A 25,307-nucleotide genomic window follows, 5' to 3' on the forward strand; every position below is an offset into this window, starting at 1 on the left:
GGTTGGCGCTCGCAACCCGACCCTACCCGGCAACCGCCGATGACCACCCCGCGGGGAGCCCCGCCCGCCACAGCCCTGTGGAAGGCGCGCGGACGGGCTTCCTCGCTACCGCCGAGCTACACCACCATCAGGGACACGACCACCGAATTTGCCGAACAGCAGCCGAACGGCCGCTTTGTCCAAGGGGCTTTCAACGGCCCTGGCGGCAGGGTTGGGTCGGTAGGACGGCCGTCAAATTTTCCGACAAAGCGGCTTTGAAGCGGACCGGCCGGTTTCGGCCAGCCTCGGTCATTCAGAGCCGGTCAGATTGCGGGTAAGCGGACATTACGAAGGTCCGAGAAGGGTTGCGAGCGGGCACGGAGGCGATGTCCGCTTCCATCGATTACTGCCCGAGAGCAGATCGGCCGAAAACCACTCCAAGCGGACATCGAGGGTAGTAAGTTTTTTGAACGTGAGCCAAAGGATGGGCGCACGCAATCCTAGAAGAGCTTGGGCCGCACGAAACTGCTTTGAGCCAGGGCAACGAGCGGCTTTTGCACCGGGGTGCAATCGACCGTCAGCGATCGGCTAGCTGGAGATGGAGGTGTGAGAGGTCCAGCCCTTCGTACCGAACCTTGTCGATCTCCTGAGCCAATGAGTTTGCGCGTAGCCCTGATCCATAGTTGTCTTCCGTTCGACCACTCGACCACCCACCTAGCGCGCGCACTCGTTCTGCGGAGATATCGGCTTCGCGCAGTGCGTCCCGATAATTGTGCCGAAAGCTATGGAAGGCGGTGCGTGGCTTGGCTGCGCCGCAGGATTGTAGGAAGCGGGCAAACCACTTGGAAAAATTGTCGCTCAGATAGCCGGACGCTTCTGCCGTCGTGAGTTCAGGGAATAGGCGCTCCTCACCGCGACCGGCTACAGCATCGCGATACTGCAATAAACCGCAACGCTTCAGCTCGGGATGGATGGGTACGAAACGCTCGCCTGCCGCTGTCTTCACGCGTTTCACGCCGGCATCATCAGCAGCTACAATGATGACATCGTTCCCATCGAGTTGAGCGACATCGCGAACGAGGAGCTGACAGATCTCGTTCATTCGCATCCCGGTGAAGAGCGCGATCAGCGGCACCCAAAACCGGCCGCGACGGATGACCTGATTGCCTGCTCGTGCATAGCCGGCCTCGTCATTCTGGCACCCTGTGTAGAGCGGAGCGTTGAAAATCTTCACGAGCTGTTCCGTGGAAAACGGATGCCGTCGATCTTTGGCAGCTACACCATCAACGCCGACGGAAAGGCCGGTGGTCGGATTGTCCGCCCGCACGCCCCGCGCGATAGCGAATGCCATCAGGGTGGAGAAAGCGGACAGGTAGGAACTCGCTGTAAGCCGGGTGATAGGCGCGGCGCCCGTTTTGGCCGCGGCATCGGCAGCCTCAGGCGCTGTAAGGCCAGGAAATCGCTTCGTGGCGCTTGCCGGTAGCTTGACCAAAAGGTTCACCAGCTCGGCCGCATCGGCGCGCTTGATCTGTGAGATATCCCGGTCGGCCCCAAACACCTCCTCGAACAGGCGAGCTTGAGCGGCGCCTTTCATCTGCGATTTTGGTGACATGCTCTGCCAAGCAGGCTCCGCCCGATGCTGAGCTATCAGCTCGCTCAGCGTGGTGCGCTTCGCTGCTCTCGACGGGTGCGAGACATCGGCTGGTGCGCCCGCAAAAAAGGTGTCTCCAGCGTGGTGGGAAAAATCGCTCCTCGCGTCTCGTAGCTCTCGTCTGGCTTGCTCCAGCGCGGCTCGGCGTACGAGGTGGATGAGGTGCCGAAAATCGGGTGCGTTGAGATTGACCTCAATGCCGTGGCGCTCAAGGAGCCGTTTGGCGGTGCTGAGCGTGCTAGCCTGACCGTTGGTGTCCTCTGGATCCGCGAAAGTCGCCTCTTCGATCTCCAAGTCTATCAACTCATCCTGCCGGGACCAAGCAGGGGCTGCGCTTCGCTTCCGTTGGATCCGAACGTCCTCACGTTCATGAAACCAAGCCAGTGCGATGTGCTCCGCCTCGGAGCGTGTCAGCGCCCGAACCGGTGCGGGATGAAGCTGGCGTTTGGCTGCGGCGATTTGTGCGTCGATCGCGATGAGCTCGCGCAGCAACAGCCGCCGGGCTTCTGAAAAATCGCCTGTACCCAGGGATTTTCGAAATTCGCGCTTTTTGATCAGCCCAGCTCGACGCAGGGTCTCGGGCACTTTGACCCTAACCCACCACGTGCTGCCCCTAAGCTGCAGACGTGCGTCCTTTTTTGCCATGGGTTCGGGAAGCTTGGTGTACCAGTCTGGTGTACCAAACTGCCCGGAAACTCATTGCCAAGCAATAAGTTCGTGCTTTTCCAACAGGCTAGAAAAGCCTGGTGGAGCTGAGGGGATTCGAACCCCTGACCTCCGCAGTGCGATTGCGGCGCTCTCCCATCTGAGCTACAGCCCCGTCGAGGCGCCGGCCTTGTAGGCGCGGGCGGCTCAGCCTGTCAATTCCTGTTTCAACGTCGCCCGCCACGCGCCGCTCCGGCGCAGGGTTGCGGGCGCCCCGAGGAGAGCGCGCGAACCCGCATGAATGCCCTGATCTGGCTCTTCGACACGGTCGTCCAGCTCTTCATCTACGTCCTCATCGCCAGCGCGGTCCTCAGCTGGCTCGTGGCCTTCAACGTGGTGAACGTGCGCAATCCGATCGTCGCGCAGATCGGCGAGGTCCTTTACCGGATCACCGAGCCGGTGCTGCGGCCGATCCGCAACCTGCTGCCCAATCTCGGCGGCGTCGATATCTCGCCGATCATCCTCATCCTGCTGCTGCTCTTCATCAGCCGTCTGCTGCATGAATACGCTGTGCCCGCAGCCTACGTTTACACGCAGTAGGATCGAACGCCTGTGAAGACCAATCCCGGCCGCTTCTTCGAGGATTTTCGCCTCGGCGAGACCATCCGTCACGCCACCCCCCGCACCGTCACGGTGGGCGATGTGGCGCTCTACACGGGCCTCTACGGGCCGCGCTTCGCGGTCCAGTCGTCGGACGCGTTCGCCCGCGCCTTCGGCTATCCGAAGAGCCCGCTCGATGACCTGCTCACCTTCCACATGGTGTTCGGCAAGACCGTGCCGGATGTGTCCCTGAACGCGCTGGCCAATCTCGGCTACGCCGAGGGCGGGTTCCGGCGTCCGGTCTATCCGGGTGAGACCCTGTCGACCGTCTCCGAGGTGATCGGCCTCAAGGAGAGTTCGAACCGCCAGACCGGCGTGGTCTACGTGCGCTCGGTGGGCTCGGACGAGGGCGGCGAGACCGTGCTGAGCTATTGCCGCTGGGTGCTCGTGCGCAAGCGCGATCCCGCGGCGGCCATCGCCGAGGAGCACGTGCCGACCCTGGCCAAGGTGGTCGATCCGCAGGATCTCGCGGGCGCCCTGCCGCCGCTCTCGGCCGCCGCCTACGACACGGATCTGGCCGGCAGCCCGCATCGCTTCGCGGATTACGCGGTCGGCGAGAAGATCGACCACGTCGACGGCATGACCGTCGAGGAGGCCGAGCACCAGATCGCCACGCGCCTGTTCCAGAACACCGCCAAGGTGCATTTCGACGGGCTGGCCGCCAAGGAGACCCGGTTCGGCCGGCGGCTGATCTACGGCGGCCACGTGATCTCGCTGGCGCGCGCGCTCAGCTTCAACGGGCTGGCCAACGTGTTCGCCATCGCGGGCATCAATGCCGGTCGCCACGTGGCGCCGCTGTTTGCCGGCGATACGGTCTATGCCTGGACCGAGGTGCTGGCGACCGCCGATGTCGGCCGCGCCGATGTCGGGCTCCTGCGCCTGCGCACGGTCGCCACCAAGAACCAGCCCTGCGGCGCCTTCCCGGACCGCGCCGGCGAGGGCTACGATCCGGCCGTGATCCTCGACCTCGACTACTGGGCGTTCGTGCCGAAGTAGGCCGGGGTCCGGCGCGCGGGCCTGAAGCCCATGGCGGCGACCAAGGCCCCGCGCGTGGGCGCCGTGACGGTGCGGCGGGCCGCGCCGGAGGACGCGGCCGCGATCGCCGCGATCCACGTCGCCGCCTGGCACGAGACGTATGCCGGCCTCCTGCCCGACGCGATGATTTCCGCCCTCACGGTCGAGGTGCGGCAGGCGTGGTGGGCGCAGCTCCTCAGCAACCCGCCGGCGACGCCCGGCGGCGCGGCCTATGTGGCCGAACGCGGCGGGAGGCCTGTCGGGTTCGGCACGTGCAATGCCCAGCGCTCCGCGGTTCTGGCTGCGGCGGGCTTCGACGGCGAGATCAGCAGCCTCTACGTGCTGCGCGCCTCTCAGGGCCGCGGGGTGGGACCGGCGCTCATGGCGCGGATGGCGACGCGACTGCAGCGGGCGGAGTACCGCGCCGCCGGGCTCTGGGTGCTGCGCGAGAACGCGGTCGGCCGCGGCTTCTACGAGAGCGTCGGCGGCACGCGGCTCGACGGGGACGCGGGCCTCCGCGCCCTGGGCCGGTTCACGGAGGTCGCCTACGGCTGGCCCGATCTCGCGACGCTGGCGGCCCTCGCAGGGGATCCAAACTCGCGGTCGCCGCCGCGCCGCCCGCCGCCACGGCGGCGCGACGGCGGCTGACCGGAGCCCGGCGCCTCAGCGGAGGCCGCCCCCCACGACGCCCCCCACGACGCCCGCCTCGACCGCCAGCGAGAGGCGGTCCGTGACGGCCCACGCGACGCCGACGCCCGCCACCGGCCGCACCGCGATGTCCTGACGGGTGAACGGCAGCGTCGACGGCGTCGGCCCGACGCGCAGGGTCTCGCGGAGGGCCACGCCGCCACCCTTGGCGTAGAGCAGCACGTCCGGCGTCAGCAGCGTCCCGACCTTCACCTCCAGGGTGCCGGCGAAATCGCGGGCATAGGAGCGGCGCCCGTAGGCCGGCGTCAGGTTGCCGTCGAGGCCGGCCAGATAGTCGAATCCGCCGCTGAGGCCGTAGAGGATCGAGCCCTCCTGCCACATCCGGCCACCCTCGAAGCCGAGCGTGGGGCCCGCGTAGCTGCCGGAATGGCGGGTGGTGGTCACCGCGTACCCGGTCGAGAGTCGCGCGTAGGAGCCGGTCCAGCGGCCGTCCGCATCCTCGGCCGGCTGCGGCCATGCGAAGGAGGGTAGCGGCGCGAAACCGATCGCGGGCCAGAGGAGGGCCTGGGCCGCGGCCGGCGATGCCTGAAGCAGGCCGATGCCGAGACCGAGACTGGCGGCACGGCGGCGGAGCGGACGCGAAGCGGCACGGCGAGTCATGCGGCCATGGTAGCCGAAGGCGCCGGGCCGAAACAGGGCAGGCGAGGGCGCGCCCGCCGCATCCCGGCGGTCCCGGCCGGCACGCCTGGGAACACGAGGACCACCGCCGGTTTGCAATCTGCGTGGATCGGCGAGAGGCAGCGGGTGCGATGCAGGGATATGGAGCGGCGTTCGGCCTGGGCTTCGTGGCCGGGATGCGCAGCATGTCGGCCTGCGCCGCCCTGACCTGGGCCGCCGCGGACGGCCGGACGCGGGGTGCTCTCATCCCAGGCGGTTCCGGAGCACGGACCCTCGCCACGACGGCGGCCCTTGCCGAGATGGCGGGGGACAAGATGCCGTTCGCGCCCGACCGGCGGATCCCGCCCTCCCTCGCGGTCCGGCTGGCCATCGGCGCGGCGGGCGGCTGGGCCCTCACCGGGAGTCGAAGCCGCCCCGCCTACGGGGTTCTGGCCGGGCTGGCGGGCGCGGTCGCCGGGACGCTGCTGAGCCGCGCGGCGCGGGGAGGCGACTCGCGCACCGGGCCCGGCCGGGCGCGGGGGCTTGCCGAAGATGCTGCCGCCGCCGGACTGGCCGCGATCGTCGTGCTCAAGGCCGAGCGCCAGGAACGCTGACGCACACGCCCGAGAGGGGCCGGTGCAACGAGGCGGGCGCCCTCCAGCGCTTCGGCCCCTCCGCGACGACGATGGGGATCTCGTGGAGCCCCGCGGGTGCCGCTTCCGCCTCGGATCAGTCGCGCACGACCACCTGGGTGCCGACCCGGACCCGGTCGTAGAGATCGACCACGTCCTTGTTGGTCATGCGGATGCAGCCGGACGAGACCGCGGCGCCCATCGTCTCGGGCTCGTTCGAGCCGTGGATGCGGTAGAGCGAGGAGCCGAGATACATGGCGCGCGCGCCCAGCGGGTTGTCCTGGCCACCCGCCATGTAGCGCGGCAGGTCCGGGCGGCGGGCCAACATCTGCTGCGGGGGGCGCCAGTCCGGCCATTCCTTCTTCATGGTGACGGTCTTGGTGCCCGACCACGAGAAGCCCTGCCGCCCGACGCCGACGCCGTAGCGGACCGCCGCGCCGCCGCCGAGCACGTAGTAGAGCCGGCGCTGGCGGGTGGAGACCACGATGGTGCCGGGCTTCTCCTTGCCGGTCCACGTCACCGTCTCGCGGGGGATCGCCTGGCTGCGGAAGATGTTGAGGAAGTCCGCGATCGGACCCCGGTCCAGCGGGTTGGCCGCCGCCGCCGGGGCGCTCCCGAGCAGCAGGGCCGCGAGCCCCAATAGCGCGATCCGTCTCGACATGGTCTCTATCCTCCGTCCGTCGTGGCGGGGCCTTCGCGGCGGCCCCGTGCTCGTCGGGCGAGCCGGCCCGGACTTCACGGCAAGGTTGAGGCCGGTCCGCCAGGATGCGCACTTCCGGACGTGGCTGTGTGCTGCGTGCAACACCCGGCCGGCGGCGCGACGCCGTGGGTGATTGCGCGCGGCGACAGCCATGCTTATCTCAGGGCCGTGATCCGATCCGCCGCCCTTCTGGCTCGCCGCGTCGCGGGCCTGCCGGACCGCCTCGCCCGGGGCCTCGCCGCGCTGGCGCTGCTCGTCCTCGCGACGGCGGCGCTGGCCGCCGCGCCCGCACGGGCTGAGGCCCCGCGGCCGGAGGGACCCGCCTGCGCCGTCGCGGGCCCGCGCCTGTCGGTTCTGTCGGGAGCGCCGGACGCGCAGCCCGAGGCCAAGCGGTCGGTCTTCGGCCGCACCGATCTCTGCGCCGCCGATTGCGAGATCCTCACCGAATTGGGGCTGCCGCGCCCGCCGGTCGAGGCGCCGCGGCCCCGTCACACGGTCTCCGCATCGTTCGAGTACAGGTCCGACAGCGTTCCGGCGTCCGCGCCGGACGGCTCGCCGCACCGGCCTCCACGCTTGGCCTGACGCGCGCCCCGGCCTCGCGGCCGGGAGGCGTGCGCGCCTGTTCCGATCTTCGTCCGACCGGCCTCGTGACCGGTCCCGGGATCTGACTCGATGATGCGCGGGCCCACGCTCCGCGCCAGCCCCAGCAGACGCATGCTTTCAGGAGCGTCGGTAATCGTGACCCGCACTCTGTCCGCCAGAACCCTCTCCTCGTTCCGCGCCTCGTTCGGCGCCTCGGCCCGCGCGACGGCAGTCGTGCCCGCGGCCCTGCTCCTCCTCGGCCTTGCGGCCTGCAATCCGAAGCCGGTCGCCGCGCCGACGCCGCCCGTGCCCGAGGTCGGTTTCGTCAAAGTGGAGCCTCAGGCGATCCCCTACCTGCGCGACCTGCCGGGCCGCGTCGCGCCGATGCGGATCGCCGAGGTCCGCTCCCGGGTCTCGGGCCTCGTGGTGAAGCGGCTGTTCGAGCAGGGCAGCCAGGTCAAGGAAGGCGACATCCTCTACAAGATCGACCCCGCCCCCTACGTGGTCGAGCTGGCGAGCACGGAAGCCGTGCTGGCCCGCCAGGAAGCCGCCCTCGTGCTCGCCCGCCAGCAGGCCGACCGGCTCGAGCAGCTGCTGACCCGGGCCACCGCCAGCCAGGCGCAGTACGACGCCGCCTTCGCGGCCAAGAAGCAGGCGGAAGCCGAGGTCGCCGGCGCCAAGGCGGCCCGCGACCGGGCGCAGCTCAACCTCGGCTGGACCGACGTGCGCGCGCCGATCACCGGCCGCATCGGCCGGGCGCTGCTCACCGAGGGAACCCTGATCGAGCCGGGCTCCACCGGGGCCCTCGCCACGATCCAGCAGCTCGACCCGATCTACGTCGACATCACGCAGTCGGTGGGCGAGTTGAACCGCCTGCGCCGGGACCTCGCCAGCGGCGAGCTGGCGCGGCTCGAAGACAACACCGCCAACGTCCACCTGATCATGGACGACAATTCCCTCTACCCGCTGGCGGGCCGGCTGCTGTTCTCGGACGTGACCGCCGACCCGAGCACCGGCCAGGTGACCCTGCGGGTGCAGTTCCCGAACCCGCACGACGAGCTGTTCCCCGGCATGTACGTGCGGGCGCGGATCAAGCAGGGCATCGATTCCGACGCCATCGCGGTCCCGCAGCAGGCGATCCAGCGCACCGACGACGGCCGCGCCGAGGTCTGGGTGGTGCGCGCCGACGAGACCGTCATGCGCCAGCCGGTCGAGGTCGGGCCGGTGGTCGGGCAGAACTGGCTGATCCGCTCCGGGCTCAAGGCCGGCGAGCGGGTCGTGGTGGACGGATTCCAGAAGATCACCGTGGGCGCCAAGGTGAAGCCCCTCGACCAGACCCCGGTCCACGGCGAGGCCGGCCCGAAGCACGATGCCGACGAGGCCCCCGACGCGCCCGGCGACAAGGCGGAGGTCGCCCCGCGCGCCGCCGCCGTCCAGCAGCGCCACTGAGCCTGGAGAAGCCCGATCATGGCACGCTTCTTCATCGACCGCCCGGTCTTCGCCTGGGTGGTGGCCCTGTTCATCTGCCTCGGCGGCGCGCTCGCCATCCCGAACCTGCCGGTGGCGCAGTACCCGGTGATCGCACCGCCCTCGATCGCGTTGTCCACGGCCTATCCGGGGGCCTCGGTGGAGAGCCTCTACATCGGCACGACCCGGCTCATCGAGGATGAGCTGAACGGCGCGGCCAACATCATGAGCTTCGAGTCGACCACCGACTCGTTCGGCTCGGTCAACATCACCGCCACCTTCCAGCCCGGCACCGACCCGGCGCTAGCCTCCGTGGAGGTCCAGAACCGGCTGAAGCGCGTGGAGGCGCGCCTTCCGGCCGAGGTGCGCCAGCAGGGCATCCTGGTCGAGGAGGCCTCGGCCGCGACCCTCAACATCATCACCCTCGTCTCCAAGGACGGGTCGATGGACGAGGTCGGCCTGGGCGACTTCCTGATCCGCAACGTCATCAACGAGATCCGGCGCATCCCCGGCGTCGGGCGCGCGACGCTGTACTCCACCGAGCGGTCGCTGCGCGTCTGGGTCGATCCCGACAAGCTGCGCGGCCTCTCGCTCAGCGCCTCGGATGTGACCGACGCGATCCGCAACCAGAACGTCCAGGTCGCCTCCGGCTCGGTCGGCGCGCAGCCGAGCCCGACCCGGCAGGCGCTCACCGTGCCGATCATCGTGAAGGGCCAGCTCGGCACCATCGAGGATTTCGGCGCGGTCGTGCTGCGGGCCAATTCCGACGGCTCCAACGTGCGCCTGCGCGACGTCGCCCGGATCGAGCTCGGCGGCGACGCCTACCAGTTCTCCACCCGGCTGAACGGCGGCCCGGCCGCCGGCATCTCGGTGACCCTCGCCCCCGACGGCAACGCGCTCGAGACGGCCCGGGCGATCCGCGCCAAGATGGTGGAGCTGTCCCAGTTCTTCCCGCCGGACCTGAAGTGGGACATCCCCTACGACATCACCCCGGCGGTGGAGGCCTCCATCGAGAAGGTGCTGCACACGCTGGTCGAGGCGGTGGTGCTGGTCTTCCTCGTGATGTTCCTGTTCCTGCAGAACATCCGCTACACCCTGATCCCCACCATCGTGGTGCCGATCGCCCTCATGGGCACCGTCACGGTGATGTGGATCTCGGGCTTCTCGGTGAACGTGCTCACCATGTTCGGCATGGTGCTGGCCATCGGCATCCTGGTCGACGACGCCATCGTGGTGGTGGAGAACGTCGAGCGGATCATGAACGAGGAGGGGCTGCCGCCGAAGGAGGCCACCAAGAAGGCCATGGGGCAGATCACCGGGGCGATCATCGGCATCACCCTGGTGCTGATCGCCGTGTTCATCCCGATGGCGTTCTTCCCCGGCTCGGTGGGCATCATCTACCGGCAGTTCTCGATCGCGATGGTGACCTCCATCGCGTTCTCGGCGCTGCTCGCCCTGTCGCTGACGCCGGCGCTCTGCGCGACCTTCCTGAAGCCGATCGAGAAGGGGCACGGCCACGCCAAGGGCGGCGTGTTCGGGCTGTTCAACCGGTTCGTCGACCGGGAGACCGCCCGCTACGGCCGCGGCACCGCGGCGTTCATCCGGAAATCCGGCCGGGTAATGCTGGTCTACGTCGCGCTCGTGGCCGGCACGGCCTACGCCTTCGTCAACCTGCCGGAGGGCTTCCTACCGGTTGAGGACCAGGGCTTCTTCACGGTCGACATCCAGACCCCGCCGGGCGCCTCCTACAACCGCACGCAGGAGGCGGTCCGCAAGGTCGAGGAGCACCTGCTGGCTCAAGCAGGCGTCGCCACCGTGACCATGCTCAACGGCTTCTCCTTCTCGGGGCAGGCGCCGAGCACCAGCCAGGCCTTCGTCACCCTGAAGCCCTGGAGCGAGCGCGATGCCAAGAACTCGGCTGCCGCCCTCGTCGCCAACACGAACGCGGCGCTCAGCACCTACCGCGACGCCACCGTGGACGCCCAGGAGCCGCCGCCGGTGGACAATCTCGGCAACGCGGCGGGCTTCTCGTTCCGCCTGCAGGACCGGGCCAATCGCGGCTACGGGGCCCTGCTGTCGGCCCAGGAGCAGCTCCTGAAGCTGGCCTCGCAGAGCCCGATCCTCCAGAAGGTGAAGATCGAGGGCCTGCCGCCGACCCCGCAGGCGGAGCTGGTCATCGATCGCGAGAAGGCAGCCGCGCTCGGCGTCAGGTTCGAAGACATCAACGCCACGATCCAGCTCAACCTCGGCTCGGTCTACCCGAACGACTTCCCGAACCGCGGGAAGATGCAGCGCGTCTACGTCCAGGCCGAGCAGCTCCAGCGCATGAACGCGTCGGACATCCTCAACTACGCGGTGAAGAACGCCACCAACACGATGGTGCCGATGTCGTCCTTCGCGGAGCTGAAATGGGGGATGGGGCCGAGCCAGATCGTCGGCTTCAACGGCTACCAGTCGGTCCGCTTCACCGGCGAGCCGAACCCCGGCTACACGTCGGGCGATGCGATCAACGAGATGGAGCGGCTGATGCTCCAATTGCCCAAGGGCTTCGGCTACGCCTGGACCGGGCAATCCTATCAGGAGAAGCAGGCGGGCAGTCAGGCGAGCCTGCTGCTGGCGCTGTCGGTGCTGATCGTGTTCCTGTGCCTCGCCGCGCTCTACGAGAGCTGGGCGATCCCGGTCTCGGTCATGCTGGTGATCCCGCTGGGCGTCATCGGCGCCGTGGCGGCCGTGTACCTGCGCGGCATGCCCAACGACGTCTACTTCAAGATCGGCCTGATCACGATCATCGGGCTCTCGGCCAAGAACGCCATCCTGATCGTCGAGTTCGCCAAGGATCTCTGGAAGCCCGGGACCTCGGTGGTGCGGGCCGCCATCGAGGCGGCGACCCTCCGGTTCCGGCCGATCGTGATGACCTCGCTGGCCTTCATCTTCGGCGTGGTGCCGCTGGCCATCGCCACCGGCGCCGCCTCGAAGAGCCAGCAGGCGATCGGCACCGGCGTGATGGGCGGCATGATCACCGCGACCGTGCTGGCGGTGTTCTTCGTGCCGGTCTTCTTCGTCGCCGTGATGCGCCTGTTCCGGCGGAAGGCGGTGGCGGAGGGCGAGCGGGCGGAGGCGGAGACGCGGCGCGAACCCACGCGGGTGGCGGCGGAGTGAGGCGCTGGGGACGACCTCCGTAGCGCCACCGGGGAACACCGCGTCCTCCCGCCTCCTCCGCGGGGGAGGGGGAAGCGCACGTCGCTGCGTGCGCGATGCCGCGGCGCCAGGGCCGTCCAGCCAACATGGGATGAAGCGGGGAAAACGCGTTTTGGAGGACGTGTAACGTCACTCACCCGCGACAGGCTCGGCCGCCGTCTTGTATACGGATGGTCCGAAGCTTGCTGACGCCGCGGTGGACACCGCCGGGGCTGCCGGCCGGTGGCGCATTCACGGTCTCGGAGATCCGCTTGTCCCGTTCAGCCCTGAAGACCCTCGCCCGCGGCGTGTCCGCGGCCGCGGTCGCGACCCTGGCGTTCGCGCTGCCCGCACAGGCCGCCAACGTCTTCCGCTTCGCCTTCCAGGGTGACCTGAAATCCCTCGATCCGTACTCCCTCAAGGAGAGCTTCACCGAGGGCATGCAGCAGGCGGCCTACGAGTCCCTCGTCACCCTCGACAAGAACCTGAAATTCGCCCCCGGCCTCGCGGAATCCTGGGAGACGCCCGAGCCGACCCGCTGGCGCTTCCACCTGCGCAAGAACGTCACGTTCCACGACGGGACGCCGTTCACCGCCGACGACGTGCTCTTCTCCGCCCAGCGCGTCCGGGCCTCCGGCTCGAACTTCACCACCAACGTCCCGGCCGATGCCGAGTTCGTGAAGGTCGACGACTTCACCGTCGACATGGTGCTGAAGAAGCCGAACCCGATCGCCATCGCCCAGTTCCCGACCTGGGTGATCATGTCGAAGACGTGGTCCGAGAAGAACAACGTCGTCCAGCCGACGCCGCCCAGCGCCACCAGCCCGAGCTACGCCACCCTGCACGAGAACGGCACCGGCCCGTTCGTCATCACCGAGCACCAGCCCGGTGTGAAGACGGTGTTCAAGAAGTTCCCCGGCTACTGGGGCAAGGTCGAGTCCAACCTCGACGAGGCGGTGCTCACCACCATCGCCAACCCGGCGACCCGCGTCGCCGCGCTCCTCTCCGGCGAGGTCGACTGGATCGATCCCGTGCCGCTGCAGGACCAGCAGCGGGTCAACGCCAGCGGCACCGCCACCGTGATGGCCGGTCCCGAGCTGCGCACGATCTTCCTCGGCATGGACCAGGACCGGGACGAGCTGAAGGACTCCTCCGTCAAGGGCAAGAATCCGTTCAAGGACATCAAGGTGCGCGAGGCGTTCTACCTCGCCATCGACGAGGACACGATCGCCAAGCGCGTGATGCGCGGGCAGGCGGTGCCCTCCGCGCTGATGATCGCCCCGGCCCTCTACGACCGCGGCGCCGAGTTCAAGCGCCCGGCCACCGACCTCAAGAAGGCCAAGGAGCTGATGGCGCAGGCGGGCTACCCGGACGGGTTCTCGCTGACGATGGACTGCCCCAACGACCGCTACGTCAACGACGAGGCGATCTGCCAGGCGGTTGTCTCGATGCTCGCGCGCATCAACGTCAAGGTGAACCTGAACGCGCAGCCGAAGGCCAAGTACTTCGCCAAGGTGCTGGCCCCGGCCTACGACACCTCGTTCTACCTGCTGGGCTGGACCCCGTCCTCGCTGGACAGCCACAACATCCTCTACGAGATCGTCGGCTGCCGGAAGCCCGGCGACAAGTCGGGCCGCGGCAGCTGGAACCTCGCGGGCTACTGCGATCCGAAGATCGACGAGATCGCCGACAAAGTCGAATCCGAGACCGACAAGGCCAAGCGCGACGCCCTGATCAAGGACGGCTTCGACGTCCTGAACACCGACTGGGGCTACATCCCGCTGCACCAGCAGGCGCTGGCCTGGGGCGTCTCCAAGAAGGTCCACCTGACCCAGCGCGCCGACAACCTGCTGCTGCTCTACTGGGTCTCGAAGGATCCGCAGTAGGCGCGCGGGGTGCTCGCCTTCCTGCTGCGCCGGGTGATCCAGGCGGCCGCGGTGCTCGCGGTCGTCGGGCTCATCGCCTTCGCGATGTTCCGGTTCGCGGGCGACCCCGTGAACCAGATCGTCGGGCCCGACACCACCGTGGCCGAGCGATCCCAGATCCGGACGGATCTCGGCCTCGACGATCCGGTGCTGGTCCAGTTCGTCCGCTACGCCGGCAACGTGGTGCGGGGCCAGTTCGGCATCTCGTACCAGTTCCGGCAGCCGGTCTCGCAGCTGCTCGCCGAGCGGATGCCGGCGACGCTGGAACTCGCCTTCTGCGCCACGGTCTTCGCCCTGGTGGTGGGGATCCTGATGGGCGTGTACTGCGCGCTTCGGCGGGATTCCTGGATCGCCGGCCTGTTCCAGGCGGTCTCTCTGATCGGGATCAGCCTGCCGACCTTCCTGATCGGCATCCTGCTGATCTACCTGTTCTCGGTGACGCTCGGCTGGCTGCCCTCCTACGGGCGCGGCGACACGGTGCGGCTCGGCTGGTGGACCACCGGCTTCCTCACCGCCTCCGGGCTCAAGGCGCTGATCCTGCCCTCGGTGACGCTGGGCCTGTTCCAGATGACGCTGATCATGCGCCTGGTGCGCGCCGAGATGCTGGAGGTGCTGCGCACCGATTACATCCGCTTCGCCCGGGCGCGGGGGCTCACCACCCGCGCCGTCCACCTGCGGCACGCCCTGAAGAACACCCTCGTGCCGGTGATCACCATCGCGGGGCTGCAGCTCGGCTCGGTCATCGCCTTCTCGATCATCACCGAGACGGTGTTCCAGTGGCCCGGCATGGGCCTGCTCTTCGTCCAGGCCGTGCAGAACGTCGATATCCCGATCATGTCCGCGTACCTGCTGCTCGTCGCGCTGATCTTCGTGACCATCAATCTCGTGGTCGACATCCTCTACACGGTGGTCGATCCGCGCCTGCGGCTCTCGACCGGGCGGGCGGCGTGAGGGCGCGGCGATGAGCGGATACGATCTCGACGCGGGCGATGCCCCGCCGGTGCCGCTGCCGGAGGCGAAGCCCTCGCGGCTCGCGCGCTGGCGGGATTCCGACCTGCTGGCGAACTTTTTGCGCTCGAAAACCGCTGTGGCGGCGCTGATCGCCACGGTCCTGATGGTCGCACTCGCCTTCGCGGCCCCCCTGGTCGCCCCCCAGAACCCCTACGACCCGGCCCAGCTCGACCTGATCAACTCCAACCTGCCGCCGATCTGGCAGGCCGACGGGCAAGCGCCCTACTATCTCGGCACCGACGACCAGGGCCGGGACGTGCTCTCGGCGGTGCTGTACGGCCTGCGCCTGTCGCTGATCGTCGGCGGGCTCGGAGTGCTGACCTCCGGGATCCTCGGCATCGCGCTCGGCCTGATCGCCGGCTACGCAGGCGGGTTCCTCGACACGCTGATCATGCGGGTCGCCGACGTGCAGCTCACCTTCCCGGCGATCCTGATCGCCCTGGTGGTGGACGGCGTCGCCAAGGCGAGTTTCGGCAGCGCCCTCGACGTCGGGCCGCTGATCGGGCTGATCGTGGTGTCGATCGGCCTGTCCTTCTGGGTGCAGTACGCCCGGACCGTGCGCTCCTCCGTGATGGTCGAGAAGGGCAAGGACTACGTCCAGGCGGCGCGGCTGATCGGCCTGTCACCGCCGGTGATCATGGTGCGCCACGTGCTGCCGAACGTCACCGGCCCGGTCTTCGTGATCGCGACGATCAACCTGGCGCTCGCCATCATCACCGAGGCGACGCTGTCGTTCCTCGGCACCGGACTGCCCGAGACCATGCCGTCGCTGGGCACGCTGATCCGCACCGGCAACCGCTTCCTGTTCTCCGGCGAGTGGTGGATCGTCGCCTTCCCGGGCCTGGCGCTCGCCGGGCTCGTCATCGCCATCAACCTCCTGGGGGATTGGCTGCGCGACGCGCTCAATCCGAAGCTGCAATGAGCGAGACCATCCTCTCCGTGCGCGACCTCACGGTCGCCTTCGACACCCGCCGCGGACCGCTCACCGCCATCGACCGCGTCTCCTTCGACATCGGCCGCGGCGAGATCCTGGGGGTCGTCGGCGAGTCCGGGGCCGGCAAGTCGGTGACCGGGTCGGCGGTGATCGGCCTGATCGACCGGCCCGGCCGGATCGCCGGCGGCGAGATCCGCCTGCGGGGCGAGCGCATCGACAACCTCTCCCCCGAGGCCATGCGGCGGGTGCGGGGCAAGCGCATCGGCATGATCTTCCAGGATCCGCTGACCTCCCTCGACCCGCTGTTCCGGGTGGGCGACCAGATCGTCGAGACCCTGCGCACCCACACCGACCTGTCGGGCCGGGCCGCCCGCACCCGCGCCATCGACCTGCTCGCCGAGGTCGGAATCCCGGCGCCCGGGCGGCGCATCGACGGCTACCCGCACGAATTCTCCGGCGGCATGCGCCAGCGGGTGGTGATCGCCCTCGCCCTCGCCGCCGAGCCGGAGCTGATCATCGCCGACGAGCCGACCACGGCGCTCGACGTCTCGGTCCAGGCCCAGATCATCACGCTGCTGAAGCGCCTGTGTCGCGAGCACGGCACCGCGGTGATGCTGGTGACCCACGACATGGGCGTGATCGCCGAGGCCGCCGACCGGGTGGCGGTGATGTATGCCGGCCGCGTGGCGGAGATCGGCCCGGTCGCCTCGGTGATCGCCAAGCCCCACCACCCCTACGCGGTCGGCCTGATGGGGGCGATCCCGACTCTGTCGCAGGAGGCCGACCGGCTGAGCCAGATCCCCGGATCGATGCCGCGGCTCACCGCCATCCCGAAGGGCTGCGCCTTCAACCCGCGCTGCCCGAAGGTCTTCGCCCGGTGCCGCGTCGAGCGGCCCGAGCCGATCCCGGTCGATGCGAGCCGGGTCGCCTGCCACCTGTACGATGCAGCGGAGCGCGCGGCGTGAGCGCCTACGTCGAAGTCACCGATCTGCGCCGCCAGTTCGACGTCTCGAAGCCCTGGCTCAACCGGGTGATCGAGCGCGAGCCGCGGAAGTTCCTCACGGCGGTCGACCGGGTCGGGTTCGCGATCGAGAAGGGCGAGACCTTCGCGATCGTGGGTGAATCCGGCTCCGGCAAGTCGACGGTGGCCCGGATGGTGGTCGGCCTGCTGCCGCCGACCGCCGGCGAGGTGCGCATCACCGGCGTGTCGATGACCGATCCGCGCCAGGCCGCCGCCCGGCAGCGCCTGCGCGCCCGCATCCAGATGATCTTCCAGGACCCCTACGCATCCATGAACCCGCGCTGGCGGGTGGGGAAGATCATCGCGGAGCCGATCCGGGCCTTCAACCTGATCCGCGGCGAGGCCGCGATCCGCGCCCGGGTCGCCGAGTTGCTCGGCCTCGTCGGGCTCCACGCGGACGACGCCAAAAAATATCCGCACGAATTCTCCGGCGGCCAGCGCCAGCGGGTGGCGATCGCCCGGGCGCTCGCGAGCCAGGCCGAGTTCCTGGTAGGGGACGAGCCGACCTCGGCGCTGGACGTCTCGGTGCAGGCGCAGATCCTCAACCTGATGCGCGACCTGCAGGACCGCCTTGGGCTGACCTACCTGTTCATCTCCCACAACCTCGCCGTGGTCCGCCACATGGCGACCCGGGTGGGGGTGATGTATCTCGGCCGCCTCGTGGAGGTGGCCTCCGCCAAGGATCTGTTCGCCGCGCCCCGCCATCCCTACACGCGGATGCTCCTCGACGCGGTGCCCGACCTCGCCCATGTCGGCCGCGCCCGGGTGCCGGTCTCGGGCGAGATCCCGAATCCCATCGACCCACCGCCCGGCTGCACCTTCAACCCGCGCTGTCCGCTGGCGAACGACCGCTGCCGGGCCGAGGTGCCGCTGCTCCTCGAGGGCGTGGCCTGCCATGCTGTGCAGGAGGGGCGGGCCTGACCGAGGGGGCGAGGGACGCCGCCTCTTCCTGCCCGCGGCGGACCTGGCGGATGCGGCGGGCCGCACACCGCCGGTCGAACGATTACGCCGAGGGGGGCGCGGGTCCGCCGGCCTCGCGTCCGGGCCGTCAGCGCCCAGAGGCCGATCGAGGTCGCCGTGCGCGCCGTCTCTAGCGCGCGCCGACCTGCCGGATGAAGACATCGCCGCGGCGATCGGGGAAACGCCCCGTCCTCGCCGCCTCGAAGCCGGAAACCTGCTCGATGTGTACGCGGTGGCGATCCGACGTGGCAGATGAGGTCAAGTAAGGCTGCTGCGGGATCGTCGCGCTTTCAGCAAAGCCGAGGCGAACCCTCACCTTAGGTCTTGCGCGCGGGGCGGCGTCGGACGGACTGGTCAGATGATAGCCTCCGCGCCTGTAATAAGCGCCCATTGATGACGGATCTTCGCCGTTCGCCAAGATGGTTAACGGGAATGCCGGCCTGCCACCTTGCTCGATGAAGAGGCAGTACCGCAGATCGGTCGGATCCGTCAGGAACGTACAATCGTTGATCTTCGAAGGTGACGCCTGGGCCCAGCCATAGGTCGGAACACTCCATACGAGTGCCGCGAGAATTATTCGTCCTAAAGTCATCGGCCAGACCAGATGTTAGCCAAGAGATTCAGCTTGTGCCTTGCAAGTGTCGTGCGCGATCGGGAAAAACAAGCGGCCGCCGCCGGCGGCGTTCGACTTTAGACGGCGCGCTGCACGGCGCGGCGGCCGCGCCGTGTGCTCTCGCACCTCCGCCGGAAACCGCGGCGGTGGGTCTGCGCGGGTGGGCCTCCGCGGGCGCCGCAGCCCGCCCGCGCGGCGGGTCGGGCTCACCGGCGGTTCTCGATCACCCTGTCGACGTCCGCGCGGGCCGGCCCGTTCTCCTTCCGCCGCATCGCCGTGGCGTGCTCGGTGGCCTTCAGGGACATCCGGTCGCACTGGCCCTGCGGCATTCCCCCCCCGGCGCCGCCAGGACCGGTGTGACCGCCCACAGACTGGCGAGGCACCGTGCGGCGGCCGTCGTCTTCCTGAGCATGACGTGCCCTCCATCCCGCGACGGGGCAGGGTGCCTGCGGGAGGCCGGATGCTCCGCGCCGGACGACCCGGGTGACGTCCCTCTCCGGATCCGGATGTGCCGAGCGCGGATGTCGGCCAGCGCGCCGTTCGGGGCGCTGGCGGCCTGCAGAGGGTCCTTCGCGGCTGCGGCCCGGCACCTCACGATCCGAGGGAATGCGGGATCACCAGGGTCCGGGACGCCGCCGTGTCCCGTGACGCGACGCGATCGGGAGCCCCTCCAGGCCGCTTCCCGGGCGCGACGGCCCCGCGGGCCGCCTCGATGGAAGGCTCCGGCGGGAGGCCGGATCGCGCGATCGGGCCATGCGCGCCGGGCGACGGTGAAGGGTGGCCGACCCGCGACTGGAGGTCCGGTCGCTCACGCGTCGCGCCATTCCGCGAAGGTCGCCGCCTGACCGATCGTCACGCCGTCGCGGTCGAGCTGCCAGACCACCGCGCGCTCGATCCAGAAGCGCCGGCCGCCCTTGGCGATGCGCAGGCCGCAGTAGCCGCCGGTGAAGCCGTCGCGGGCGACCGCGTCGAGGAGGCGCTGGCGCTCGGCGCGCTCGGGCGCTTCCGCCGAAAGGCGCGACGGCAGCCCGATCAGCTCCGCCCAGGTGTAGCCGAAGCAGGCCTGCGCGGTCCGGTTGGCGTAGGTGAAGCGCGGGTCCGCACCGCCGTCGTGGGCGAGGACCGCGAAGGGGGCTTGCCGGTAGAGCCAGCCGGCATCCGCACCCTCCGGCACCAGCGGCGCGCCGAGCCGCCGCGCGTAGCTGCCGGTGAGCACGGCGAAGAAGTCCGGATCCTGAGACAGATCGGCCATGGCCGGCTGCAGCCCCTGTCGTGTCGCGCGCCCCCGCGCCGAGCCGGCATCCGCCCCGGTGGAGAGCGCTCTAGATGACGGGATTGGCGTCGATTCGCATCCGCAGGATCGCGTAGGGCGGTCGCTGCAGGTCCTCGCCGCGGTTGAATTCCGGCCGCCGGTTGACCTGCGCGGCGGAGATGTAGAGCCATCGGTCGGGGGTGATCCAGAATGTGTCGGCCCAGATCAGCCTGTCGTCGGCGGCGAGCACTTCGACGGTGCCGTCCGGCAGGCGGCGGCCGACCGCGTTGTGCTCCTGCAGACTGAGATAGACCCGGTCCTTGGCGTCGGTGGTCAGGCCGCCGGTCATGCCCTTCTCGCCCAGATCCCGGACCGCGGCCGCCACCGTCGCCTCGGGGATGTCCGGGTCGCGCAGGGCGGCGGTATCGACCGCGTAGAGGCGCCGGCTCATGAGCGGCGCGTAGTACAGGCGCGTTCCGTCGGGGCTGAGCGCGATGCCGTTGGCGCCGCCCTTCGGGCTCTTCGGCCGCGCGTCCCCCTTGCGCTCCATCACCGGCCGGCGCTCCACGAACTTGACGAGGCCGTCCTCCGACCGGGTGCTCGGGTGGCCGTCGAGCCGCCGCACCACGCGGCCGCTGTCGAGGTCGACCGCCAGGATCGCACCCGCGCCGGCCTGGCCCTGATCAGTGACGTAGGCCAGCGACCGCCCGTCGCGCCGGTCGACCCGCAGGTCGTTCAGGGAGGATTGCGCCACCACGCCCGCCTCCAGGGGAATCGACCGAAGGATCCGGTTCTGCGCGATGTCGATCGCCACGATCTTGGCGCCGCCCGGCACCGGCGTGCCCTTGCCCTCGGGCAGGCCGGCATCCAGCACCCAGAGGGTGTCGTCGCGGTCGAAGACGCCGTTGGGGACGTGGAACAGCGTGGCGTGCGGCGCCTTCGGATCCGGCCGGTTGGCGGCGGCATCCGGGTAGGGCTTCACCGAGCCGTCCGGCAGGACCTCACCGAGCGTGACCGGCTCGGCCCCGGTGAAGCGCGGCATCATCACGAACATGCGCCCGCCCCGGGCGATCGCCAGACCGGTGGGGGTGGAGGAGGCATCGGCGGCGATGGCCAGTTCCAGCGATCCGGCGGGACGGCTCGTCGGCGGCTCGCGGCCCGGCGGGGTTCCGGCCCGGGCCGGTCCCGCCGCCAGGGCGACGAGGCTGGAACCGATCAGGCGGCGGCGATCGAGGGGCATGCGCGTCCTGTCGCAAGGTGGCTGAACCGACGTTTCGCGGACCGCGGATCCGATCGGCCCGCGTCCGGACGGTGCCGCCCCAACGCGCGGAGGGCGCAGGTGATCCCATCCGGCCGCCGAAGCCGCCGCGGCTCAACTCCTGCCAGTCCGATGGGGGCGCGCCGAAGCTGTTCCGGATCCCGGGCCGGAATCGGCCATGACGGACCGAGTTCCGATATTGCTTCGCAGATATATCGATAATTATAATACTAAGCGTAAATCATCACGAAGCATGGGGCCATGGATGCAGTCATCGTCAGAGTATCTTGACGATACTGGCCGCGACTTGACCTGGCTGTGGGCTGCGCGTTAAAGCGCGAGCAGTATAAGTCAATGCATGTCGCGGCGGCGGTGGTTCTCGGGCCCTGGCGGCGCTGATGAGAGAGGCGTCGACGTCCGGTTGCGGACGGTGCGTCCGCGAATCTGCTCCCGGAAAGGCCCCGTCGATACCTGAGCGGCCGTGTGCGGCCGTCCGATGTGCCTGATCTCATCGTCATGATGCCCGGCCTACGATCGCCGCCGCTGGATCGCGCCACGCGCGAGTCGGCGGTGGCCCGGCCTGGAATTCGGAGGGGTTGGACGCGCATGGATCCCGAAGGATCCGGAAGGTCGCCGGACACCGCGCCGCGGCACGCCGCCGGGCCGCTGCGGGTGGTGGCGGTGGCGGTGCAGAAGGGCGGCACGGGCAAGACCACCTTGGCGGCCTCCCTGGCCATCGCCGCCGCGGAGGCGGGCGAGCACGTGACGGCCCTCGACCTCGATCCGCAGGGATCGCTCGCGGGCTGGGGGGCCTTGCGGAAGGAAGGGTCGGTCGCGGTCGACCGGGTGCGACCCTGGGAGATGGGTCAACTCGCCGAGATCCTCGGCCTCCTCGCGGAGCAGGGCACGACCCTTGCCATCCTCGACACCGCCGGCAGTTCGGCCGGGCTCGCGGCCGCCCTGAGGGATGTCGACTTCGTGCTGATGCCGGTCCGGCCGTCCCGGCTCGACATCGTGGCCGCCCGCCCGACGCTTCAGGCGCTGGTCGGCCTCGGGCTGCGGGATCGGCTGGCCCTGGTGCTGAACCAGTGTCCGCCGCCGCCCTCGCCGCGCACCAGCGCCTACGCGGCGCAGCTGCGGGCGCTGGGGGTGCTGGCCGAGCCCGGCATCATCCACCGCGTCGACCACCAGGATGCCCTGGCGACCGGCCTCGGCGTCACCGAATACGCCCCCGGCAGCCCGGCTGCCGGGGAGATCCGCGCCCTCTGGACCTGGATCGACGCCAAGATGCGGGCCGCCCCCGCCCGCTGAGATCAGCCCTGGCCGAGGGCGGCGAGGATGCGCGCCCAGGAGCGCGTGCCCTTGTGGAAGCTCGTCAGGTCGTACTTCTCGTTCGGTGAGTGGATGCGGTCGTCGTCGAGCCCGAAGCCGATCAGCAGGGTGTCGCGCCCGAGGATCCGCTTGAAGTCGCCGACGATCGGGATCGAGCCGCCGGCGCCGACGGTCACCGCCGGCACGCCCCACTCGTCCTGCAGCGCCGCCTTGGCGGCCCCGAGCTGCGGCATGTCGAAGGGCAGGCTGATCGCCCGCGAGCCCTTGTAGGTGATGACCTCGACCGTGCAGTCCGCCGGTACGCGCGCCCGCACGAAGGCCTCGAACGCCTCGGCCAGCCGCTTCGGATCCTGGTCGTCCACGAGGCGGAACGAGACCTTGGCCGAGGCCGTGGACGCGATCACCGTCTTGGTGCCCTCGCCGGTATAGCCGCCGATGATGCCGTTGGCGTCGCAGGACGGGCGCGACTGCACCAGCTCGATCGGCATCCGGCCGCGCTCGCCCGCGGGCTCCTTGAGGCCGATCGGCCCCAGCAGCGTCTCGGGCGTCAGGCCGAGGTCGCGCCACTGCTCCAGAACCTCCGGCGGGCGCTCGTGCACGCCCTCGTAGAAGCCGGGGATCGTCACCCGCCCGTCGGCATCGTGCAGGTCGGCGATGATCTTCGCCAGAACGTGGATTGGGTTGCGGGCGGCGCCGCCGAAGAAGCCCGAATGCAGGTCGCGGTCGGCGCAGGTGACCTTCACCTCGAAATAGGCGAGGCCGCGCAGCGACGAGGTGATGGCCGGGGTCTGCCGGTCCCACATGCCGGTGTCGCAGACCAGCACCACGTCGCAGCCGAGCCGGTCGCGGTTGGCCGCGACCCATTCGGGCAGGCCCTGCGAGCCGCTCTCCTCGGCACCCTCGATCAGAATCGTGACGCCGCAGGGCAACGCGCCGTGCATGGTGATATAGGCCCGGCAGGCCTCCACGAAGGTCATCACCTGACCCTTGTCGTCGGAGGCGCCGCGCCCGACGATCGTCTTGCCGCCCCTTCCGTCCTCGGCGATGTGCGGCTCGAAGGGCGGCGTCGTCCAGAGATCGAGCGGGTCGACCGGCTGCACGTCGTAATGGCCGTAGAACAGGACGTGGGGCGCCCCGGGCTTCGGCCTGTGGGCCAGCACGACCGGATGGAGCGAGGTCTCCTCGACGGAGGTCGCGAAGCCGAGCGCGGTCAGGTCCTGGGCGAGCCAGGCGGCGGCCGCGCGGCACTGGCCGGCATAGGCGGGATCGGTGGAGATCGACGGGATCCGCAGGAAGGCGAACAGCCGCTCCAGGGCGTTCTCCAGGTCCGTGTCGATGTCGTTGAGGATCGCTTCGAGCGCGGCCATCGGGGGCTCCGGGGTGCGGCGTGGACTCTGCGGGAACTGTGCGGGAACGAGGGTTAGCCGAGGCGGGGCAGGGGCGGCAACGTCGGAGGCCGGGTTGACTGGATCCCGAACCGCCTCGCGGTGGCGCCGGCGATCGGCTCTCGAGGCAGCGCGCCCCGGAACAGGCGCAGATTGGAATGGTTATTGACCGAAGCCTCAGGCCGGCGCCCGCACGTCCCTCCCGGTTGCCGCCCCGGACCGATCCGTTCCCGCCCGGCCCCGGCCGGCCCAGACTCTGGACGACATCATGCGCCTCGAGAACCAGCCGCCGGTGTCGGCGGATACGCCGATCGGCATCACGCTGACGATCAACGGGCAGCGGCGCGAGCTGCAGGTCACCCCCTGGACCACGCTCCTCGACCTGCTGCGCGAGCGCCTCGACCTCACCGGCACCAAGAAGGGCTGCGACCACGGCCAGTGCGGCGCCTGCACCGTGCTGGTGAACGGCACCCGGGTGAATTCCTGCCTGACGCTCGCGGTGATGAAGGACGGCGCCGAGATTACCACGGTCGAGGGGCTCGCCGCCCTCGGCGACCGGGCGGGCAGCAACGCCCTCCACCCGATCCAGGAGGCGTTCATCGAGCACGACGCCTTCCAGTGCGGCTACTGCACCCCGGGCCAGCTCTGCTCGTCGGTCGGCCTGATGAACGAGGGCCACGCCCACACCCGGGACGAGATCCGCGAGGCGATGAGTGGCAACATCTGCCGCTGCGGCGCCTACACCAACATCGTCGACGCCATCGAGGACGTCATGCAGGGAGGCGCCCGATGAACCGCTTCGATTACGTCCGCGCCGGCACGGTGGCGGAGGCCGTGCAGGCCTTCGGCGCCGGGGCCCGCTTCATCGCGGGCGGCACCAACCTCATCGACCTGATGAAGTACGAGGTCGAGAAGCCGGGACGGCTGATCGACATCACCCGCCTGCCCCTCGACCGGATCGAGGATCAGGGGAACGGCCTGCGGATCGGGGCACTCGCCACCAACGCCAAGGTGGCGTACGACGACCGCGTCGCGGAGCGCTACCCGCTGCTGCGCAACGCCATCCTGGCCGGTGCCTCGGCGCAGCTGCGCAACGCCGCCTCCACGGGCGGCAACCTGCTCCAGCGGACCCGCTGCTACTACTTCTACGACGTGGCGACGCCCTGCAACAAGCGCGAGCCCGGCTCCGGCTGCACGGCGATCGGCGGGATGAACCGCATCCACGCGATCTTCGGCACCAGCGAGCACTGCATCGCCACCCACCCGTCCGACATGTGCATCGCCCTGGCCGCCCTGGAGGCCACCGTGCAGGTGAGCGGGCCGCAGGGCGACCGGTCGATCCCGTTCTCCGAGTTCCACCGCCTGCCGGGCGACGCGCCGGAGCAGGACACCAACCTCGCCCCCGGCGAGATCATCGTGGCGGTGGACCTGCCGGAGAGCCGCTTCCCGCAGCACTACACCTACCTGAAGCTCCGCGACCGCCTGTCCTACGCCTTCGCGCTGGTCTCGGTGGCGGCGGCCCTGGAGTTCGACGGCGACCGGGTGAAGACGGCCCGGCTGGCTCTGGGCGGCGTCGCCCACAAGCCCTGGCGCAACCGCGAGGCCGAGGCCCTGCTCGAAGGCAAGCCCGCCACCCGGCAGAGCTTCCAGGCCGCCGCAGATCTCATCGTCGCCGAGGCCAAGCCGCAATCGGAGAACGGCTTCAAGATCGATCTCGCCCGGCGCGCCATCGTGCGCGGCCTCGAACAGGCCGCAGCCGGCACGCCCCAGTCGCTCAGCGACAAGCGCATCCAGTAGGCCCCCC

General features: G+C 69.8%; 22 protein-coding genes and 1 tRNA gene. 15 read left to right on the top strand and 8 right to left on the bottom strand.

What is annotated here, in order from left to right; translation table 11 throughout:
* Positions 1-556 precede the first annotated feature (556 nt).
* Positions 557-2,275, bottom strand: a complete 1,719-nt coding sequence (locus MKK82_RS34245; protein ID WP_313902106.1) for a site-specific integrase — start codon at positions 2,273-2,275, stop codon at positions 557-559.
* Between the two features lie 99 nt (positions 2,276-2,374).
* Positions 2,375-2,450, bottom strand: a tRNA-Ala gene (locus MKK82_RS20455).
* Between the two features lie 122 nt (positions 2,451-2,572).
* Here MKK82_RS20455 and MKK82_RS20460 point away from each other — a divergent pair.
* From MKK82_RS20460 to MKK82_RS20470, 3 genes are read left to right on the top strand one after another with little or no spacing between them, the layout of a single operon-like run.
* Entirely contained in the window at positions 2,573-2,875 is a 303-nt protein-coding gene (locus MKK82_RS20460; RefSeq protein WP_238285768.1) for a YggT family protein, read from the top strand.
* Positions 2,876-2,887: 12 nt separating this feature from the next.
* The gene (locus tag MKK82_RS20465) at positions 2,888-3,931 is read left to right on the top strand and encodes a MaoC family dehydratase (protein WP_238285769.1); all 1,044 of its coding nucleotides are present in this window, start codon (positions 2,888-2,890) and stop codon (positions 3,929-3,931) included.
* Positions 3,932-3,961: 30 nt separating this feature from the next.
* Positions 3,962-4,597, top strand: a complete 636-nt coding sequence (locus MKK82_RS20470) for a GNAT family N-acetyltransferase (RefSeq protein ID WP_243986613.1) — start codon at positions 3,962-3,964, stop codon at positions 4,595-4,597.
* Positions 4,598-4,612: 15 nt separating this feature from the next.
* On the opposite strand, the gene MKK82_RS20475 is transcribed toward MKK82_RS20470, so the two are convergent.
* Positions 4,613-5,257, bottom strand: coding sequence for an outer membrane protein (locus MKK82_RS20475; RefSeq protein ID WP_238285771.1), 645 nt, complete (start codon positions 5,255-5,257; stop codon positions 4,613-4,615).
* 149 nt (positions 5,258-5,406) lie between these two features.
* On the opposite strand from MKK82_RS20475, the gene MKK82_RS20480 reads away from it, so the two are divergent.
* On the top strand, positions 5,407-5,868 hold the full coding sequence (locus MKK82_RS20480) for a hypothetical protein (protein ID WP_238285772.1): 462 nt from the start codon (positions 5,407-5,409) through the stop codon (positions 5,866-5,868).
* Between the two features lie 115 nt (positions 5,869-5,983).
* Here the strand turns inward: MKK82_RS20480 and MKK82_RS20485 are convergent, their stop codons facing one another.
* Positions 5,984-6,547, bottom strand: a complete 564-nt coding sequence (locus MKK82_RS20485; RefSeq protein WP_243986615.1) for a L,D-transpeptidase — start codon at positions 6,545-6,547, stop codon at positions 5,984-5,986.
* A gap of 168 nt (positions 6,548-6,715) precedes the next feature.
* Here MKK82_RS20485 and MKK82_RS20490 point away from each other — a divergent pair, with 168 nt between their 5' ends.
* The 8 genes from MKK82_RS20490 (at position 6,716) to MKK82_RS20525 (ending at position 17,624) form a co-directional block, all read left to right on the top strand.
* Positions 6,716-7,168 (top strand): hypothetical protein, encoded by a 453-nt coding sequence (locus MKK82_RS20490; protein ID WP_238285775.1) that lies wholly within the window; start codon positions 6,716-6,718, stop codon positions 7,166-7,168.
* A gap of 156 nt (positions 7,169-7,324) precedes the next feature.
* Entirely contained in the window at positions 7,325-8,617 is a 1,293-nt protein-coding gene (locus tag MKK82_RS20495; RefSeq protein WP_238285776.1) for an efflux RND transporter periplasmic adaptor subunit, read from the top strand.
* 18 nt (positions 8,618-8,635) lie between these two features.
* A complete protein-coding gene (locus MKK82_RS20500; protein WP_243986617.1) occupies positions 8,636-11,794 on the top strand; it encodes a multidrug efflux RND transporter permease subunit in 3,159 nt (1,052 codons plus the stop codon).
* 290 nt (positions 11,795-12,084) lie between these two features.
* Positions 12,085-13,698, top strand: a complete 1,614-nt coding sequence (locus tag MKK82_RS20505; RefSeq protein WP_243986624.1) for an ABC transporter substrate-binding protein — start codon at positions 12,085-12,087, stop codon at positions 13,696-13,698.
* A 9-nt stretch (positions 13,699-13,707) separates the two neighbouring features.
* Positions 13,708-14,688: an ABC transporter permease gene (locus MKK82_RS20510; protein WP_243986626.1), complete on the top strand. Its 981-nt coding sequence runs from the start codon at positions 13,708-13,710 to the stop codon at positions 14,686-14,688.
* Between the two features lie 10 nt (positions 14,689-14,698).
* Positions 14,699-15,670: an ABC transporter permease gene (locus MKK82_RS20515; RefSeq protein ID WP_238285780.1), complete on the top strand. Its 972-nt coding sequence runs from the start codon at positions 14,699-14,701 to the stop codon at positions 15,668-15,670.
* Positions 15,667-16,647, top strand: coding sequence for an ABC transporter ATP-binding protein (locus tag MKK82_RS20520; RefSeq protein ID WP_238285781.1), 981 nt, complete (start codon positions 15,667-15,669; stop codon positions 16,645-16,647). The genes MKK82_RS20515 and MKK82_RS20520 overlap by 4 nt, the downstream gene beginning before the upstream one ends.
* Positions 16,644-17,624: an ABC transporter ATP-binding protein gene (locus MKK82_RS20525; protein ID WP_238285782.1), complete on the top strand. Its 981-nt coding sequence runs from the start codon at positions 16,644-16,646 to the stop codon at positions 17,622-17,624. The genes MKK82_RS20520 and MKK82_RS20525 overlap by 4 nt, the downstream gene beginning before the upstream one ends.
* Positions 17,625-18,482: 858 nt before the next feature.
* On the opposite strand, the gene MKK82_RS34010 is transcribed toward MKK82_RS20525, so the two are convergent.
* The 3 genes from MKK82_RS34010 to MKK82_RS20535 form a co-directional block, all read right to left on the bottom strand.
* The gene (locus tag MKK82_RS34010) at positions 18,483-18,605 is read right to left on the bottom strand and encodes a hypothetical protein (RefSeq protein ID WP_279603164.1); all 123 of its coding nucleotides are present in this window, start codon (positions 18,603-18,605) and stop codon (positions 18,483-18,485) included.
* A gap of 479 nt (positions 18,606-19,084) precedes the next feature.
* Positions 19,085-19,528 (bottom strand): MEKHLA domain-containing protein, encoded by a 444-nt coding sequence (locus tag MKK82_RS20530; protein WP_238285786.1) that lies wholly within the window; start codon positions 19,526-19,528, stop codon positions 19,085-19,087.
* Positions 19,529-19,598: 70 nt separating this feature from the next.
* Positions 19,599-20,768, bottom strand: coding sequence for an SMP-30/gluconolactonase/LRE family protein (locus tag MKK82_RS20535; RefSeq protein WP_238285788.1), 1,170 nt, complete (start codon positions 20,766-20,768; stop codon positions 19,599-19,601).
* A 624-nt stretch (positions 20,769-21,392) separates the two neighbouring features.
* Between MKK82_RS20535 and MKK82_RS20540 the strand changes: the two genes are divergently transcribed.
* Positions 21,393-22,097 carry a ParA family protein gene (locus tag MKK82_RS20540; RefSeq protein WP_238285790.1) on the top strand — a complete coding sequence of 235 codons (705 nt, stop codon included), beginning with the start codon at positions 21,393-21,395 and terminating at the stop codon, positions 22,095-22,097.
* Between the two features lie 2 nt (positions 22,098-22,099).
* Here MKK82_RS20540 and MKK82_RS20545 read toward each other — a convergent pair whose 3' ends face one another.
* Complete coding sequence (locus MKK82_RS20545) at positions 22,100-23,485, bottom strand: M20/M25/M40 family metallo-hydrolase (protein WP_243986628.1); 1,386 nt, start codon at positions 23,483-23,485, stop codon at positions 22,100-22,102.
* Between the two features lie 286 nt (positions 23,486-23,771).
* Here MKK82_RS20545 and MKK82_RS20550 point away from each other — a divergent pair, with 286 nt between their 5' ends.
* Both MKK82_RS20550 and MKK82_RS20555 read left to right on the top strand, forming a co-directional pair.
* Complete coding sequence (locus tag MKK82_RS20550; RefSeq protein WP_238285793.1) at positions 23,772-24,296, top strand: (2Fe-2S)-binding protein; 525 nt, start codon at positions 23,772-23,774, stop codon at positions 24,294-24,296.
* On the top strand, positions 24,293-25,300 hold the full coding sequence (locus tag MKK82_RS20555) for an FAD binding domain-containing protein (RefSeq protein WP_238285794.1): 1,008 nt from the start codon (positions 24,293-24,295) through the stop codon (positions 25,298-25,300). The genes MKK82_RS20550 and MKK82_RS20555 overlap by 4 nt, the downstream gene beginning before the upstream one ends.
* Positions 25,301-25,307: the final 7 nt, after the last annotated feature.

The sequence above is a fragment of the Methylobacterium sp. E-046 genome (assembly GCF_022829625.1).
Lineage (GTDB): Bacteria > Pseudomonadota > Alphaproteobacteria > Rhizobiales > Beijerinckiaceae > Methylobacterium > Methylobacterium longum.

What these genes read in the sequence shown, in the direction of transcription:
- MKK82_RS20515 (WP_238285780.1), top strand. Translation starts at nt 14,699, where the DNA reads ATGAGCGGATACGATCTCGACGCGGGCGATGCCCCGCCGGTGCCGCTG.
- MKK82_RS34245 (WP_313902106.1), bottom strand. Translation starts at nt 2,275, where the DNA reads ATGGCAAAAAAGGACGCACGTCTGCAGCTTAGGGGCAGCACGTGGTGG.
- MKK82_RS20545 (WP_243986628.1), bottom strand. Translation starts at nt 23,485, where the DNA reads ATGGCCGCGCTCGAAGCGATCCTCAACGACATCGACACGGACCTGGAG.
- MKK82_RS20480 (WP_238285772.1), top strand. Translation starts at nt 5,407, where the DNA reads ATGCAGGGATATGGAGCGGCGTTCGGCCTGGGCTTCGTGGCCGGGATG.
- MKK82_RS20460 (WP_238285768.1), top strand. Translation starts at nt 2,573, where the DNA reads ATGAATGCCCTGATCTGGCTCTTCGACACGGTCGTCCAGCTCTTCATC.
- MKK82_RS20530 (WP_238285786.1), bottom strand. Translation starts at nt 19,528, where the DNA reads ATGGCCGATCTGTCTCAGGATCCGGACTTCTTCGCCGTGCTCACCGGC.
- MKK82_RS20555 (WP_238285794.1), top strand. Translation starts at nt 24,293, where the DNA reads ATGAACCGCTTCGATTACGTCCGCGCCGGCACGGTGGCGGAGGCCGTG.
- MKK82_RS20550 (WP_238285793.1), top strand. Translation starts at nt 23,772, where the DNA reads ATGCGCCTCGAGAACCAGCCGCCGGTGTCGGCGGATACGCCGATCGGC.
- MKK82_RS34010 (WP_279603164.1), bottom strand. Translation starts at nt 18,605, where the DNA reads ATGCCGCAGGGCCAGTGCGACCGGATGTCCCTGAAGGCCACCGAGCAC.
- MKK82_RS20540 (WP_238285790.1), top strand. Translation starts at nt 21,393, where the DNA reads ATGGATCCCGAAGGATCCGGAAGGTCGCCGGACACCGCGCCGCGGCAC.
- MKK82_RS20535 (WP_238285788.1), bottom strand. Translation starts at nt 20,768, where the DNA reads ATGCCCCTCGATCGCCGCCGCCTGATCGGTTCCAGCCTCGTCGCCCTG.
- MKK82_RS20470 (WP_243986613.1), top strand. Translation starts at nt 3,962, where the DNA reads ATGGCGGCGACCAAGGCCCCGCGCGTGGGCGCCGTGACGGTGCGGCGG.
- MKK82_RS20520 (WP_238285781.1), top strand. Translation starts at nt 15,667, where the DNA reads ATGAGCGAGACCATCCTCTCCGTGCGCGACCTCACGGTCGCCTTCGAC.
- MKK82_RS20500 (WP_243986617.1), top strand. Translation starts at nt 8,636, where the DNA reads ATGGCACGCTTCTTCATCGACCGCCCGGTCTTCGCCTGGGTGGTGGCC.
- MKK82_RS20485 (WP_243986615.1), bottom strand. Translation starts at nt 6,547, where the DNA reads ATGTCGAGACGGATCGCGCTATTGGGGCTCGCGGCCCTGCTGCTCGGG.
- MKK82_RS20475 (WP_238285771.1), bottom strand. Translation starts at nt 5,257, where the DNA reads ATGACTCGCCGTGCCGCTTCGCGTCCGCTCCGCCGCCGTGCCGCCAGT.